General features: G+C 71.4%; 12 protein-coding genes and 1 tRNA gene. 4 read left to right on the top strand and 9 right to left on the bottom strand.

The window, feature by feature from the left end; genetic code table 11:
* Positions 1 to 77: 77 nt before the first annotated feature.
* From ACIQGV_RS27080 to ACIQGV_RS27050, 7 genes are all read right to left on the bottom strand, one after another.
* On the bottom strand, positions 78 to 566 hold the full coding sequence (locus ACIQGV_RS27080; protein WP_402498541.1) for a hypothetical protein: 489 nt from the start codon (positions 564 to 566) through the stop codon (positions 78 to 80).
* 64 nt (positions 567 to 630) lie between these two features.
* Entirely contained in the window at positions 631 to 1,233 is a 603-nt protein-coding gene (gene pth / locus ACIQGV_RS27075) for an aminoacyl-tRNA hydrolase (RefSeq protein ID WP_402498538.1), read from the bottom strand.
* A gap of 75 nt (positions 1,234 to 1,308) precedes the next feature.
* A complete protein-coding gene (locus tag ACIQGV_RS27070) occupies positions 1,309 to 1,908 on the bottom strand; it encodes a 50S ribosomal protein L25/general stress protein Ctc (RefSeq protein WP_402498536.1) in 600 nt (199 codons plus the stop codon).
* A gap of 202 nt (positions 1,909 to 2,110) precedes the next feature.
* On the bottom strand, positions 2,111 to 3,091 hold the full coding sequence (locus tag ACIQGV_RS27065; RefSeq protein WP_402498534.1) for a ribose-phosphate diphosphokinase: 981 nt from the start codon (positions 3,089 to 3,091) through the stop codon (positions 2,111 to 2,113).
* Positions 3,092 to 3,225: 134 nt separating this feature from the next.
* Entirely contained in the window at positions 3,226 to 4,671 is a 1,446-nt protein-coding gene (glmU, locus tag ACIQGV_RS27060) for a bifunctional UDP-N-acetylglucosamine diphosphorylase/glucosamine-1-phosphate N-acetyltransferase GlmU (protein ID WP_402498532.1), read from the bottom strand.
* Between the two features lie 123 nt (positions 4,672 to 4,794).
* A tRNA-Gln gene (locus ACIQGV_RS27055) sits at positions 4,795 to 4,869 on the bottom strand.
* 29 nt (positions 4,870 to 4,898) lie between these two features.
* Positions 4,899 to 5,765: a helix-turn-helix domain-containing protein gene (locus ACIQGV_RS27050; protein WP_402498529.1), complete on the bottom strand. Its 867-nt coding sequence runs from the start codon at positions 5,763 to 5,765 to the stop codon at positions 4,899 to 4,901.
* A gap of 167 nt (positions 5,766 to 5,932) precedes the next feature.
* Between ACIQGV_RS27050 and ACIQGV_RS27045 the strand changes: the two genes are divergently transcribed.
* Positions 5,933 to 7,237 carry a sensor histidine kinase gene (locus tag ACIQGV_RS27045; RefSeq protein WP_402498526.1) on the top strand — a complete coding sequence of 435 codons (1,305 nt, stop codon included), beginning with the start codon at positions 5,933 to 5,935 and terminating at the stop codon, positions 7,235 to 7,237.
* Between the two features lie 64 nt (positions 7,238 to 7,301).
* On the opposite strand, the gene ACIQGV_RS27040 is transcribed toward ACIQGV_RS27045, so the two are convergent.
* Both ACIQGV_RS27040 and ACIQGV_RS27035 read right to left on the bottom strand, forming a co-directional pair.
* Complete coding sequence (locus tag ACIQGV_RS27040) at positions 7,302 to 7,796, bottom strand: SUKH-3 domain-containing protein (protein WP_402498524.1); 495 nt, start codon at positions 7,794 to 7,796, stop codon at positions 7,302 to 7,304.
* Between the two features lie 38 nt (positions 7,797 to 7,834).
* Entirely contained in the window at positions 7,835 to 8,350 is a 516-nt protein-coding gene (locus ACIQGV_RS27035) for a YwqJ-related putative deaminase (RefSeq protein ID WP_402498522.1), read from the bottom strand.
* Positions 8,351 to 8,667: 317 nt separating this feature from the next.
* Here ACIQGV_RS27035 and ACIQGV_RS27030 point away from each other — a divergent pair, with 317 nt between their 5' ends.
* From ACIQGV_RS27030 to ACIQGV_RS27020, 3 genes are all read left to right on the top strand, one after another.
* Complete coding sequence (locus ACIQGV_RS27030; protein WP_402498520.1) at positions 8,668 to 9,657, top strand: SMI1/KNR4 family protein; 990 nt, start codon at positions 8,668 to 8,670, stop codon at positions 9,655 to 9,657.
* An 8-nt stretch (positions 9,658 to 9,665) separates the two neighbouring features.
* Positions 9,666 to 12,389: an SUKH-4 family immunity protein gene (locus ACIQGV_RS27025; RefSeq protein WP_402498518.1), complete on the top strand. Its 2,724-nt coding sequence runs from the start codon at positions 9,666 to 9,668 to the stop codon at positions 12,387 to 12,389.
* A 248-nt stretch (positions 12,390 to 12,637) separates the two neighbouring features.
* Positions 12,638 to 13,531, top strand: a complete 894-nt coding sequence (locus tag ACIQGV_RS27020; RefSeq protein WP_402498517.1) for a cellulose-binding protein — start codon at positions 12,638 to 12,640, stop codon at positions 13,529 to 13,531.
* Positions 13,532 to 13,536: the final 5 nt, after the last annotated feature.

Below are 13,536 nucleotides of genomic sequence, written 5' to 3'. Positions count from 1 at the left end.
GACGAAGGGCGGCACCCCACCGGGGTGCCGCCCTTCCGTCCCGTACAGCCTCGTCCGGCCCCGCGGGACCCGCGCCCTCAGACCGCCACGAACGCCGCCGTCAGCAGGGCGAACCCCCCGCCCGCCAGCAGCCACGCCGCACGCGTCCGCCGCAGCCCGCCCGCGACCACCACCGACGCCAGCAGCAGCGCGCCGCCCAGCGGAACCCACGCGTACAGCACCCCGGCCGGACCCGACCGCACCGCGTCCGCACCGCCCGGCTTCACCACGACCGTGTACGTACGGCCCGTCCGCACCGCGACGGTGTCCTCCACCGTCACCCGCGCCGGCTCCGCATGCCCCGGCGACAGCGACGTGTACGGCCCCGAACAGGACCGCTCACCGCAGTCCGTCACCTCGACCGTGCCCCGCTCACGGCCCTTGGTCAGCATCACGTACTGCGCCGAACCCCAGGACGCCCACACGCCCGCGATCAGGATCAGCGCCGTGACCGCACCCATCACGGTCACCCGGCCGAACCGGAGCGCGACGGCAGTGCCCTGGGCGGAGACAGCAGCGGAAGGCATGGCCGCGATCCTTGGCCATGCCTGCACGGAACGTCAACCGCAGTGGGAGCGATCCACCCAGTTGTCAGGAGTTGTACGTACCCTGCGCCCGCTCAAGACCCTCGATCACCAGACACTCCACCGCGTCCGCCGCCCGGTCCACGAACCAGTCCAGCTCCTTGCGCTCCGCCGAGGAGAAGTCCTTCAGCACGAAATCCGCCACCTGCATCCGCCCCGGCGGCCGCCCGATCCCGCACCGCACCCGGTGATACTCCGCACCGAACGCCTTCGTCATCGACTTCAGACCGTTGTGCCCGTTGTCACCGCCGCCCAGCTTCAGCCGCAGCGTCCCGTAGTCGATGTCCAGCTCGTCATGGACCGCCACGACATGCTCCACCGGCACCTTGTAGAAGTCCCGCAGCGCGTTCACCGGACCGCCCGACAGATTCATGAACGACATCGGCTTCGCCAGGATCACCCGCCGGTTCAGCGGCCCCGGCGGACCGATCCGCCCCTCCACCACCTGCGCCTGCGCCTTGCCGGCCCGCTTGAACCTCCCGCTCATCCGCTCGGCCAGCAGATCCACCACCATGAACCCCACGTTGTGCCGGTTCATGGCGTACTCCGGTCCGGGATTGCCCAGCCCGGCGATCAGCCAGGGGGCACTCGGGTCGGTCGTCACGTCCACGTCTCCTTGCATACGCGCCAGCCGCCGCTCCCCGACAGGAAGCAGCGGCTGACGAAACGACGGCCAAGCTCAGGCTCAGGCCTCCGCGGAAGCCTCTCCGCCCTCGGCGGCCTCGCCCTCCGGGGCCTCCTCGGCCTGCGCGGCCAGCACCTGAAGGACGACAGCGTCCTCCTCGACGGCCAGAGTGGTGCCCTTGGGCAGCGTGATGTCCTTGGCGAGGACCGAGGCACCGGCCTCAAGACCCTCCACCGACACCGACACCGACTCGGGGATGTGCGTGGCCTCGGCCTCGACCGGAAGCGCGTTCAGCACGTGCTCCAGCAGGTTGCCGCCGGCGGCCAGCTCGCCCTCGGCGACGACCGGGATCTCGACCGTGACCTTCTCGCCGCGCTTGACCAGCAGCAGGTCCACGTGCTCCAGGTGGCCCTTCAGCGGGTCACGCTGCACGGCCTTCGGGATCGCCAGCTCCTGCGACTTGCCGTCGATGTCCAGGGAGATCAGGACGTTCGGCGTACGCAGCGCCAGCAGCAGCTCGTGGCCCGGCAGGGTCAGGTGCAGCGGGTCGGAACCGTGACCGTAGAGAACGACGGGAACCTTGCTCTCGCGGCGGATGCGGCGCGCGGCACCCTTGCCGAACTCGGTACGCGTCTCGGCGGCGAGCTTCACCTCGGACATGTTCACTCCTCGTGGATATGCAGGAAACGGACGTGGTGGTCACCCGGCCACGAACGGCCTGCTACGAAGAGCGCGTCGATAACGGACAGCCGCACACAGAAATGCGGCCTCCCTCGCCGAGCAACTTCAGCAGTCTACTCGGCAGGAAGGCCGCACCCAAAAGGATCACCGGACCCCGGTCCACCGGGGCCCCGCAAAACCCTTACTGCTCGTCGAAGAGGCTGGTCACCGAACCGTCCTCGAACACCTCACGCACCGCGCTCGCGATCGTCGGAGCGATCGACAGCACCGTCAGCTTGTCCAGATCACGGCTCAGCTCACCCGGCGTCGGCAGCGTGTTCGTGAACACGAACTCACTCACCCGGGAGTTCTTCAGACGATCGGCCGCCGGACCCGACAGCACACCGTGCGTCGCCGTCACGATCACATCCTCGGCACCGTGCGCGAACAGCGCATCGGCCGCCGCGCAGATCGTGCCACCCGTGTCGATCATGTCGTCCACCAGCACACACACCCGGCCACGAACCTCACCGACCACCTCGTGGACGGTCACCTGGTTCGCCACATCCTTGTCACGCCGCTTGTGCACGATCGCCAGCGGCGCACCCAGCCGGTCGCACCAGCGGTCCGCCACCCGCACACGACCCGCGTCCGGCGACACCACCGTCAGCTTCTCCCGGTCCACCTTCTCGCCCACGTAGTCCGCCAGCAGCGGCAGCGCGAACAGGTGATCCACCGGACCGTCGAAGAAACCCTGGATCTGGTCCGTGTGCAGATCGATCGCCAGGATGCGGTCCGCACCTGCCGTCTTCATCAGATCCGCGATCAGACGCGCCGAGATCGGTTCACGGCCCCGGTGCTTCTTGTCCTGCCGCGCGTAACCGTAGAACGGCACGATCACCGTGATGGAACGGGCCGACGCACGCTTCAGCGCGTCGATCATGATCAGCTGCTCCATGATCCACTTGTTGATCGGAGCCGTGTGGCTCTGGATCAGGAAGCAGTCCGCACCACGTGCCGACTCCTGGTAGCGCACATAGATCTCGCCGTTGGCGAAGTCGAAGGCCTTCGTCGGGACGACCCCGACACCCAGCTGCTGGGCGACCTCCTCGGCAAGCTCGGGGTGGGCGCGGCCGGAGAAGAACATCATCTTCTTCTCGCCGGTCGTCTTGATCCCGGTCACAGCACTGTCTCCTCAGAGGTGTCGCAGCTGGGTGTCGAGCAGACCTCGCCACTGGGCGTGAGAGGTCGTCTCAGCTGGTGGGGTGCGGGTGTGCACTTATCACGGTACGCCGTCTTCGACGCACCCGTTTCCGGTCAGCTTTCGCCGTTCTCTGCGCGAGAGGCCGCCTCGGCCGCCTTCGCGGCCGCACTGCCCGGACGCTTACGGGCCACCCAGCCCTCGATATTCCGCTGCTGGCCACGGGCCACGGCCAGCGAACCGGGCGGCACATCCTTGGTGATCACGGACCCTGCGGCCGTGTAGGCACCGTCCCCGACCGTGACGGGCGCCACAAACATGTTGTCCGAACCGGTGCGGCAGTGCGACCCGACGGTGGTGTGATGCTTGTCCTGCCCGTCGTAGTTCACGAACACGCTCGCGGCACCGATGTTGGAGTACTCACCGATCGTCGCGTCACCGACGTAGGACAGGTGCGGGATCTTCGTCCCCTCACCGATCGACGCGTTCTTCGTCTCGACATACGTGCCGATCTTGCCCTTCGCACCCAGCCGGGTACCGGGACGCAGATACGCGTACGGCCCCACGGACGCCTCCGCGCCGATGACGGCCCCGTCGGACACCGTGTTGATCACACGCGCGCCCGGACCCACCCGGGTGTCCTTGAGGCGGCTGTTGGGGCCGACCTCCGCCCCCTCGGCGATGTGCGTGGCACCCAGCAGCTGCGTGCCCGGATGCACGACGGCGTCCTGCCCGAAGGTGACGGTCACGTCCACCCAGGTGCCGGCCGGGTCCACGACGGTGACACCGGCGAGCATCGCCTCGGTCAGCAGCCGCTCGTTGAGGATGCGGCGGGCCTCGGAGAGCTGCACACGGTTGTTGATGCCCGCGATCTCCCGGTGGTCCCCGGCCACGGAGGCACCGACCCGGTGCCCGGCCTCGCGCAGGATCCCCAGCACGTCGGTGAGGTACTCCTCGCCCTGGCTGTTGTCCGTGCGCACCTGCTTCAGGGCCTGCGCCAGCAGACGGCCGTCGAAGGCGAACACCCCGGAGTTGATCTCCCGGATCTCCAGGACGGCCTCGGAGGCGTCCTTGTGCTCCACGATGGCGGTCACCGCGCCGCTGTCGTCCCGCACGATGCGGCCGTAGCCGGTCGCGTCGGGGACCTCGGCGGTCAGCACGGTGACGGCGTTGCCGTCGGCGGAGTGGGTCCCGGCGAGCCGGCGCAGCGTCTCGCCGGTCAGCAGCGGGGTGTCGCCGCAGACGACGACCACGGTCCCGTCGATCTCGCCGCCGAGCTCCTCCAGGCCCATCCGTACGGCGTGGCCGGTGCCGTTCTGCTCGGCCTGCACGGCGGTGCGGACGTCGGGGGCGACGGCGTTCAGGTGCGCGGTGACCTTCTCCCGCGCGTGACCGACGACCACGACGAGGTTCTGGGGCTCCAGCTCACCGGAGGCGGCCAGCACATGGCCGACCAGGCTGCGGCCGCAGATGTCATGCAGGACCTTGGGTGTGGCCGACTTCATACGGGTGCCCTCACCCGCTGCGAGAACGACGACGGCTGCCGGGCGAATGGCGCTCACGGGATGCCCTTCGGCTGTTTGGGGGAGGGGTGGACATCCGCAGGATACCGGGGTGGGTGTGGGCGGACATGAGTGCGGGCCCTGACTGTGCTGTCAGGGCCCGAACTGAGGTCTTGTGTGCTGTGGCTCCCCTGCCAGGACTCGAACCTGGAACAAATCATCCAAAGTGACCCGTGTTACCCATTACACCACAGGGGAGTGCATGCCTACCCAAAGTGGACATTTAGCTAGTCCGCTGGGGCTGCGGCACCTACTATGCCGCACCACCAGCCTTCGATGCGACGGTACAGATCGGCGCTCTTCAGGACTTTGACGACCAGGCAGCCCCGGTAGGAGTCCCCGACATTCTTCCTGATTGTCTTGGGATTGTGCTTCTTGAGTGTCGTCTTGCTGAACGTCGACCGGTCGGCTCCCGCCAGCTCCGCCCAGAAACTCTCGGCGCCGAAGGCGTCGGCGTTTTCGTGGATCATGACGCGGAACCGCAAGCGCTCGCGTTCGATCCCGAGCAGATCGAGCCAGGCGAGGAAGACCTTGATCATGCCCGGGTCGCTGTTGACGAAGCAGGCGTTCTCGCGCCGGTCGTACGGCTTGTCCTTGCTGCCCTCGGCCCAGTAGAGGCCGACACCCACGAGGAACAGTTCCCGGTCCGACAGTTTGCCGACGGCCGCGGCCGCCGTCCTCTTGGTTTCCTCCCGCTCGCGATCCTGCGAGGCACGCAGCCGCGCCAGCCCCGCGTTCATGCGTGCCCGCCGCTCCTCGGGCGTGCACTTGGGCTCGGGGTGCGGCAGATCTCGCACCCATAGCGATACCGAGCTTTTCGAACAGCCCAGCTCGGCCTGGATCTGGTTGTACGTCCAGCCTTGCTGTCGAAGCTCCCGGGCCCTCGCGCGGAGGCCGTCCTTCGCGTTCGGCCGCTTCGTCCACTCAGGAGGAGGCTCGCCCTCCACGAGCCGCTGAAGCAGCTCCTTGCTGTGGACCTGAAGCTCGTCGCGGATCTGGCGGAGGCTGAGCCCCGCTCGGCGCAGGGTGAGCGCCTGGGCTCGCAACCTCTCGAAGTCCGCGTACTTCCCGTTTGTGCCGGTGGAATGTGCCATGGGCATACCGTCTGGCCGGAATGATGGGTTCCGGGATCGAACGCGGGTGATTCAGCAGTTCGAGGGATACCTACTGGTTTCGTTGTTATTCGATTACGGAGTGTGGTGTAGGCCAGTCGTGGAAACTCGCCGGAAAAGGGCGGGTCGCCGACCGTAGGCTGGGAGGCATGACCACGACGGGGGAAGAGGAAGCCAAGGCCCGGCCGGGGCCGTGGTGGTGGGTCAGACGGCGCAGTGCCCTGCTGGACGGAGGGCTTGCGCTGGCGTCCGCGCTGGAGTGCGGGGCCAGGGGGGTTCCCTTCGCGCGTGACGCCGGGATCCCGGTCGCGGTGGGGGTCGTGTTCGGGGTCCTCGCCGGTTCCGTGCTGCTCGTGCGGCGGCGCTGGCCGATCGCGGTGGTGCTCGTGTCGATCGCCGTCGCGCCCGCGCAGATGGGCTATCTGATGGGCGTGGTGGGCCTGTACACGCTCGCCGCGTCCGAGCTGCCGCGCAGGATCATCGCGTCGCTGGCGGGGATGTCGCTGCTGGGCATGTTCGTGGTGACGTTCGTGCAGGCGCGGCAGCTGTCCGACTCGGAAGTGCGGGTGGGCGACTGGGCGGTGCCGTTCATCGCGGTGACGATGTCGGTGGGGATGACGGCGCCGCCGTTGCTGCTGGGGATGTACGTGGGGGCGCGGCGTCGGCTGATGGAGAGCCTGCGGGAGCGGGCGGACAGCCTTGAGCGGGAGTTGCAGCTGCTCGCCGAGCGGGCGGAGGAGCGGGCGGAGTGGGCCCGTAACGAGGAGCGGACGCGGATCGCGCGGGAGATGCACGACGTGGTCGCGCACCGGGTGTCGTTGATGGTCGTGCATGCCGCCGCGCTCCAGGCGGTGGCGCCGAAGGATCCCGAGAAGGCCGTGCGCAACGCCGCGCTGGTGGGGGACATGGGCCGGCAGGCGCTGACGGAGCTGCGGGAGATGCTCGGGGTGCTGCGCAGCGGTGAGGGTGTGCGGGCGCGTGAGGTGCCGCCGGCGGCGGTGGGCGAGGTGGCGGCCGCGGTGGTGGTGTCGCGGGCCGAGGCCGAGCCGTCGGCGGAGGGGCCGTGTCTGGAGGAGCTGGAGGAGCTGGTCGGGCAGTCGGCGGCCGCGGGGATGGTGGTTGCGCTGTCGGTGGAGGGGGAGGTGCGTCTGTACACGCGGGAGATCGAGCAGACGGCGTTCCGGGTGGTGCAGGAGGCGCTGACGAACGTGCACAAGCACGCGGCGGGTGCGAAGACGTATGTCCGGCTGGCGCACCGGGTGTCGGAGATCGCGATGCAGGTGGAGAACGAGCCGCCGCCGGAGGTGGCGTCGGCGTCGTCGGCGCGGCTGCCGTCCGGGGGGAACGGGCTGGTGGGCATGCGGGAGCGGGTCGTGGCGCTGGGCGGGGTGTTCGTGTCGGGGCCGACGGATGCGGGGGGTTTCCGGGTGTCGGCGGTGATTCCGGCGACGTAGCCGGGTGTGCCGTGGCCGGGTGCGCTGTGGCTGTGTGTGGCGTGGCCGGGTGGGTGCGGCGGGGTCAGTCGGTGGTGAGGCGTGCGGGCTGGATGCCGGTGACGAGGGTGGTCAGGGCCTGGTCGATGTCGGGGCCGAGGTACCAGTCGCCGGTGTGGTCGAGGGCGTAGACGCGGCCTTCGGCGTCGATGGCGAGGAGTGCCTGGGTGTCGGGTTCGGTGCCGAGGGGGCTGACCTCGGTGTCGAGGGCGCGGCCGAGGTCGGCGAGGGTGCGGGCGAGGTGGAGTCCGTGCAGCGGGTCGAGGTGGAGGGCGGCGGGCGCTATCTGGCGTCCGGGTCCGGTGGGGTCGAGGCGGAGGCCGCCGAATTCGGCCCATGCCTCGATGGCGGCGGGGAAGACGGCGTGGCGGTGTCCTGCGGGTGAGGTGTGTTCGCGCAGGGTGTCGGCCCAGGTCTCGGCCTGTTTGATGTCCCAGCGTCCGGGTTGCCAGCCTGCGGTGCGCAGGGTGGCGTCGACGGGGACGGAGAAGCGTGTGGTGGAGGTGCGGTCGGGTTGCATCTGCCCTTGGGGGTCGGTGTGCGGGGGTGGGGTGGGCGTCAGTCGGCGGTGGTGGCGGGGTCGACGACGCGTACGCCGAAGTGGGCGCTGAGTGCGGTGCAGGCGCGGCAGGGGGTGGCGAAGCTGCCGTGCAGGGGGTCGCCGTCCTCGCGGATGCGGCGGGTGGTGAGTTTGGCCTGGCGGAGGGATCTGCGGGCTTCGCCGTTGGTCATGGGTTTGCGGGCGGCGCGTTTGCTGCGGGCGGCGTCGGCGGCGGCGAGGTGGCGTGAGATGAGGATGGTCTCGGCGCAGCGGCCGGTGAAGCGGTCGCGCTGGGCGCTGGTGAGGGTGTCGAGGAAGTCCTGGACGAGGGGGTGCAGCGGGGGCGGGAGGTCGCCGCGGGCCGGGGTGCCGGTGAGGGTGGCGCCGCGTACGGAGAGGGCTGCGGCGATGGTCGGGAGTATGCCGTCGCGGCGTTGGCGGAGGGCCGGGATGTGTGGGGTTTCGGTGCTGCTCCAGCCGATTCGGGGGTCGCCTGTGAGGGCTGTGTGTGGGCCCGTCTGCGTCGCGTTCATGATCGTCTTCCCCTCCCGGGCGTTCCCCCGAAGGACACAGACTGCCAAATGCCGTGGCTCGTGCGGAAGCTGGGGCGGTGCGACACGCCAGGGTGCGGGCGGGCCGTCACAGCGGGGTGACGGCTGGTCACGGAAGTGGAGGCCCGGTGACCGGTGGAGTGGTACCGCATAGGCTGTCGGCACCGCGACAGGTGCGGTCGATGCGTTGGTGACAGCGGTCAGCGTGTTGGAGACAGTCGGATACGGACCGTGGTGGGCAGGGCCGGCGAAGGGCCGGCGGCCACGGGCCGTACAGAGTGCCGCAGGGGGCAACCGCCATGACGACAGGTCGGCTCGGGCAAGCCGCGCCGCCGAACGCGGCCTACGCCGGGCAGGTCGTGCATTTCCCGGATCCGGTCCGTGCCGCTCGTCACCCCGCGGGGGTGCGGGTGGACGAGCGCGGCTATCCCGACTTCTCTCCCTATGCGCGTGCGGCGGCGGAGATCGCCGATCCGCCGGAGGGGTTCGGTGTCGACGAGTTGCGGCTGACCGACTATGTGTCGGCGAACGCGGCGCTCGCGGCTTCGGGGCACGAGCTGTGGGACACGGTGCCGGCGGTGGCGACGCCGCACGGCTGGACGTGGCATCACGCGGTGGGTACGCGGCGCCTGGAGCTGGTTCCGGTCGAGGTGAAGGCGTTGCTGCGGCATCACGGTGGTGTGGCGACGGCGGCGGTGGACCAGACGAAGCGGGGCACGCGGCCGTTGCAGGAGACGCGTCCGGCGCACTTCGGGCTGCCGAAGTCGGGGGTCGCGGTGACGGAGCAGCAGGTGTTGCAGGTCGAGGAGGACCTGGGGTACCGGCTGCCGGGCGCGTACCGGTCGTTCCTGAAGGCGGCGGGTGGCTGCGCGCCGGTGGGGACGGCTCTGGACGCCGAGTTGGGGCTGCTGGTGGACCAGCCGTTCTTCACGGTGCGGGACGAGGCCGCGGTCAACGATCTGGTGTATGTGAACAAGTGCCTGCGGGACCATCTGACCAAGGACTATCTGGGTGTGTCCTTCGTGCAGGGTGGTCTGCTGGCGGTGAAGGTGAAGGGCGACCGGGTCGGTTCGGTGTGGTTCTGCGCCTACGACGATGTCCGGGACGTCGATCCGTCGTGGGTGCCGGCCGAGCGGGTGGAGCGGTTGCTGCTGCCCTGCGGTGAGGACTTCGACGTGTTCCTGTCCCGGCTGGCGGGTTCTCCGCCCGAGCTGGAGACGGTGGCGAATCTGATGGTGGACGGCGGGTTCGCGCGGGCTGTGCCCGCGGCCGCGGCTGCGGGGGAGTGAGCTTCGCGATGGTGACCTTTGCGCAGGCGCAGGAGCGTGCCGAGGAGTGGATCAACGGGGACGTTCCGTCGTACCAGCATCGTGAGGTGCGGGTGCGGGAGTTCGGTCTCGGGTTCGTGGTGTGGGCGGAGGACCGGGCGGACGGGCCGCGTTCCGACGGCGGTGCCCAGCGGCTGGTGATCGCCCGTGACAGCGGTGAGGCCACGTTGTGGCCCTCGCTTCCTGTGGGTGAGGTGATCCGCCGGTACGAGGAGGAGTACGGGGGGAGTGCGGAGGTGCCCGCCGATGTGCCGCCGCCTGCGGCGCGGGTGGATCTCAACCAGACGTCGTTCCTGCTGACTCCGCCGGAGTGGCTGCAGGAGGCGGCGGACCGGATGGGGATTCCCGACCGGCGTGGTGAGGCCGCCGGTGCGGGGGCTTCGGCGCCTTCTGAGCCTTCGGGGGTGCCGGGTGCGGCTGCCGCCGATGCCGGTTCCGCCGGGGGCGGGCTGCCGCAGACGCAGGCGGGGGTGCCGCTGCCGCAGACACAGGCCGGGGTTCCGCTGGGCAGGACGCCCGAGGGGGCTGCGCCTGCCGCTCCTGCCGCGCCTGCCGCTCCTGTCGTGCCGGGGGTTCCGGTGTCCGGTGGTTCCGTGGGCGGGCCTCCGCCGGGGGCCACGCCGTGGGCGGGTACGGACACGAACGCGGCCGACGCGGGCGAGGACCGTTCCGTCCCGCTGCCGGACACGGTGTTCGCGCCGCAGCTGAGCACGGTCGACGACCGCACGCCGCCTCCGGTGGCGCCGGAGGCCAAGACGGCGCTGATCTCGGGCGGCAGCCAGCTTCCGCCGACCGCGATCTCGCCGGCGCTCGACCCGAACGCGCCGGGGGCTCATGCTCCGGGCGTGCCTCAGGGCAGCACGCCCCCTCCGGGGCCGGGTGCGCCGGGGTACGGGTATCCGCAGAGCGCGGGCGTTCCGGGTACTCCGGGTGTTCCTGGGGTGCCGGGTGCTCCTGGTGTTCCTGCCACGCCGCCGCCGGGTGCTCCTGGTGTTCCTGCCACGCCGCCGCCGGGTGCGCCGCAGCCTCCGGCCGGTCCGGGTGCTCCGGGGCGGCCGCTCTCCGGGAACGCCGGGGACATCGCCGACGCCGCGACCAGCAAGGCCGCGCCGCCTCCGCGGCGTGCGCGCGGTGGTGCGACGCCGCCTCCGCCGCCGGGTGTGCCGGGTGTGCCGGGTGCGCCCCAGGGCAGCACGCCTCCTCCCGCGCCGGGTGCGCCCGGTACGGGGTCGGGCGCCTATGTGCCCACGCAGCTCGTGTCGGCGCTGGGTCCCGACGGCCCGCAGGCTCCGGGTACGCCTCCGGGCGTGCCCGGCCCGCCGGGTGCGCCGGGTGCTCCCGGTGGTACGCCTCCGGGTGGGGCGCATCACGCGGCGACGATGCTCGCCGACCCGGGCCGGGGCGGTACGGGCGGGGGCGCGCCGCAGCCTCCGGGCGCTCCGGGCGCTCCGGGCGCGCCGCAGCCTCCTGGCGCTCCCGGTGCGCAGGGTTCCGTGGGAGGGGCGCGGGGTGCCGTGCATCACGCGGAGACCATGCTGGCCGGGCCCCCGGTGGGTGGCCCCGGCACACCGCCTCCGCCGCAGGCCCCCGGTGTCCCGGGTGCTCCCGGTATGCCTCCGGGCGCGGGCGTTCCGCAGCCTCCCGGCGCTCCGGGTGTGCCGGGTGGTCCGGGCACGCCTCCGCCGGCGTACGGCTACCCGCAGCAGCCGCCCACCGGTCTGCCGACGGTCGGGCCGGGCTACCAGGCCGTGCTGCGCTACCGCGCGCAGGACGGTTCGGAGCAGCAGCTGATCCGGCGCTCGGCGCCGGGCACGCCGCATCCGGAGTGGCAGATCTTCCATGAGCTGCGGGCGATGAACGTGCCGCCGGCCCAGGTGCTGGAGCTGCACACGGAGCTGGAGTCGTGCGAGCTGCCGGGTGCCTACTGCGCGCGGATGATCCGGGAGCAGTGGCCGCAGGCGCGGATCACGAGCATCGCGCCCTACGGCACGGATCACGCGAGCCGGCAGCAGGGCATGCAGCAGTTGCTGGCGCATCAGGGTGAGCTGCACCAGGTGGCGGACGGTCCCGCGCGGCCCGCTCCGGTGCGGGCGCCGCTGCCGCCGGTGCCGCCGGCTGCGCCGGTGCCGCCGGAGGCGGTGGGCCAGGAGCTGGCGGCCGCGTTCGGGCCGGGGGCGTTCCGGTTCGAGCAGGCGGCGGTGTCCCGGCAGGGTGTTCCGCCGGTGGTCGCGCACACGCTGGTGGTCGCCGGTCTGCCGCTGGACATGGGTCCGTTCTTCTGGGCGCAGGCCCAGCCGGGCCGGCCGGTGCCGACGCTGGCGGAGCTGGCGGCGGAGCGGGGTGTGCAGCCGGCTCCGGACGCGGGGTCGTACCTGGTCATGGGTACGGACTTCGGCAGGGCGATCTGTGTGCAGTACGGCACGGCGAACATCGTCGCGGTGCCGGTGGAGGCGGGGCCGGGCGGTGCTCCGGTGCCGCCGCAGTTCGTGAACACCGGTCTGCCGGAGTTCGTGCGCTGTCTGGCGCTGCTGGGCCGGATGTGGCGGCTCAGGTTCGGGCTGAACCAGGAGCAGGCGGGCCGCTGGACCGTCGACTTCCAGGCGCAGCTCGCCTCGCTGGATCCGGCGGCTCTGGCTTCGCCGGAGAGCTGGTGGTCGGTGCTGCTGGAGCAGATGTGGGACGGGCTGCTGTGACCGTTCGCCGCTGACGGGCCGACCGCGCGGCAGGTGCGTGGGAAGGGGCCGGACCGGGTCGTCGTACGACCGGGTCCGGCCCCTTCTTCATGGAGTCCGTAACTTTTGTGCGGAGTGTCGCGTTATGAACCCTCACGTCCGATCGATCAAGATGTGCGCGCAATCGAAAAACGCGAGCGCTCGGCCGGAGGCGTCGCCACGGCGTGTCCGGCGGTCTCGTGCACGGGTCGGCGGAGAGGGGTTCCAGGATGAGCGGCGCACCGGTGCCGGCGGCGCATGGCTTCGTGGCCGTCCGGGGGCGTGGCTACCGCCCCGATCAGGTGGAGGGGTTCACGGCCGCGCTGTGCCGGGACCGCGACGCCGCCTGGGAGCGCGCGGCCCGGCTCACCGTGCTCGCCAAGGAGATGGAGGCCGGGCTGGCCCGGCTGCGCGAGACGGTCGAGGGGCTCGCGCCGCAGACGTACGAATCGCTCGGGGAGCGTGCGCGGCGCATCTTCCAGCTCGGGCTGGAGGAGGCGGAGGCCCTTCGCGAGCAGGCCCGGCGCGAGGGGCAGGAGCTGGTCGGGCGGGCCGGGGAGTACGCCTCCCGGGTGCGGCGCACGGCGGGGGAGGAGGCCGACGTGCTCCGTGCGGACGCCGAGGAGCGGGCCCGGCTCGGGCTGCTGGCGGCGCGGGCCGAGGCGGACGAGCTGCGTGTCACCACCCGGCGTGAGGTGAAGGAGTGCCGTGCCGAGGCGCTGGCCGCCCTGCGGGAGATGCGCAGCCGCACCTCCGGCACGCTCGCCGAGCTGCAGGAGGAGCACGCCGGGCGGTGGGCGACGGCCGAGCGGGACGCCGAGGGCCGCGCGGCCGCGCTCGAGACCCGTCACACCCGGCTCCTCGCCCGTGCGGAGGCCGCCCTGGCGGAGGCAGGGCAGGAGTTCGCCGAGGCGCAGGAGTCCGCCCGGCTCCGGCAGGAGGAGGCTTGTGAGCGTGCCGCCGGACTCCTCGCCGAGGCCCGTGTGCACGAGGAGCGCGTCGCCCGCGAGACGGAACGCGTCCTGCGCGAGCACGGTGAGCGCTGGGACGACGTGCGTGCCCATATGGACCACGTCCGCAGCAGCCTCGCCTCCCTGACCGGCGGGCGTGCTCCGGCCGAGTAGCGAAG

Origin of the sequence: Streptomyces sp. NPDC093094, assembly GCF_044754345.1 — a bacterium.
Taxonomy (GTDB): Bacteria; Actinomycetota; Actinomycetes; order Streptomycetales; family Streptomycetaceae; genus Streptomyces.
This window is presented reverse-complemented; position numbering and strand designations above follow the sequence as displayed.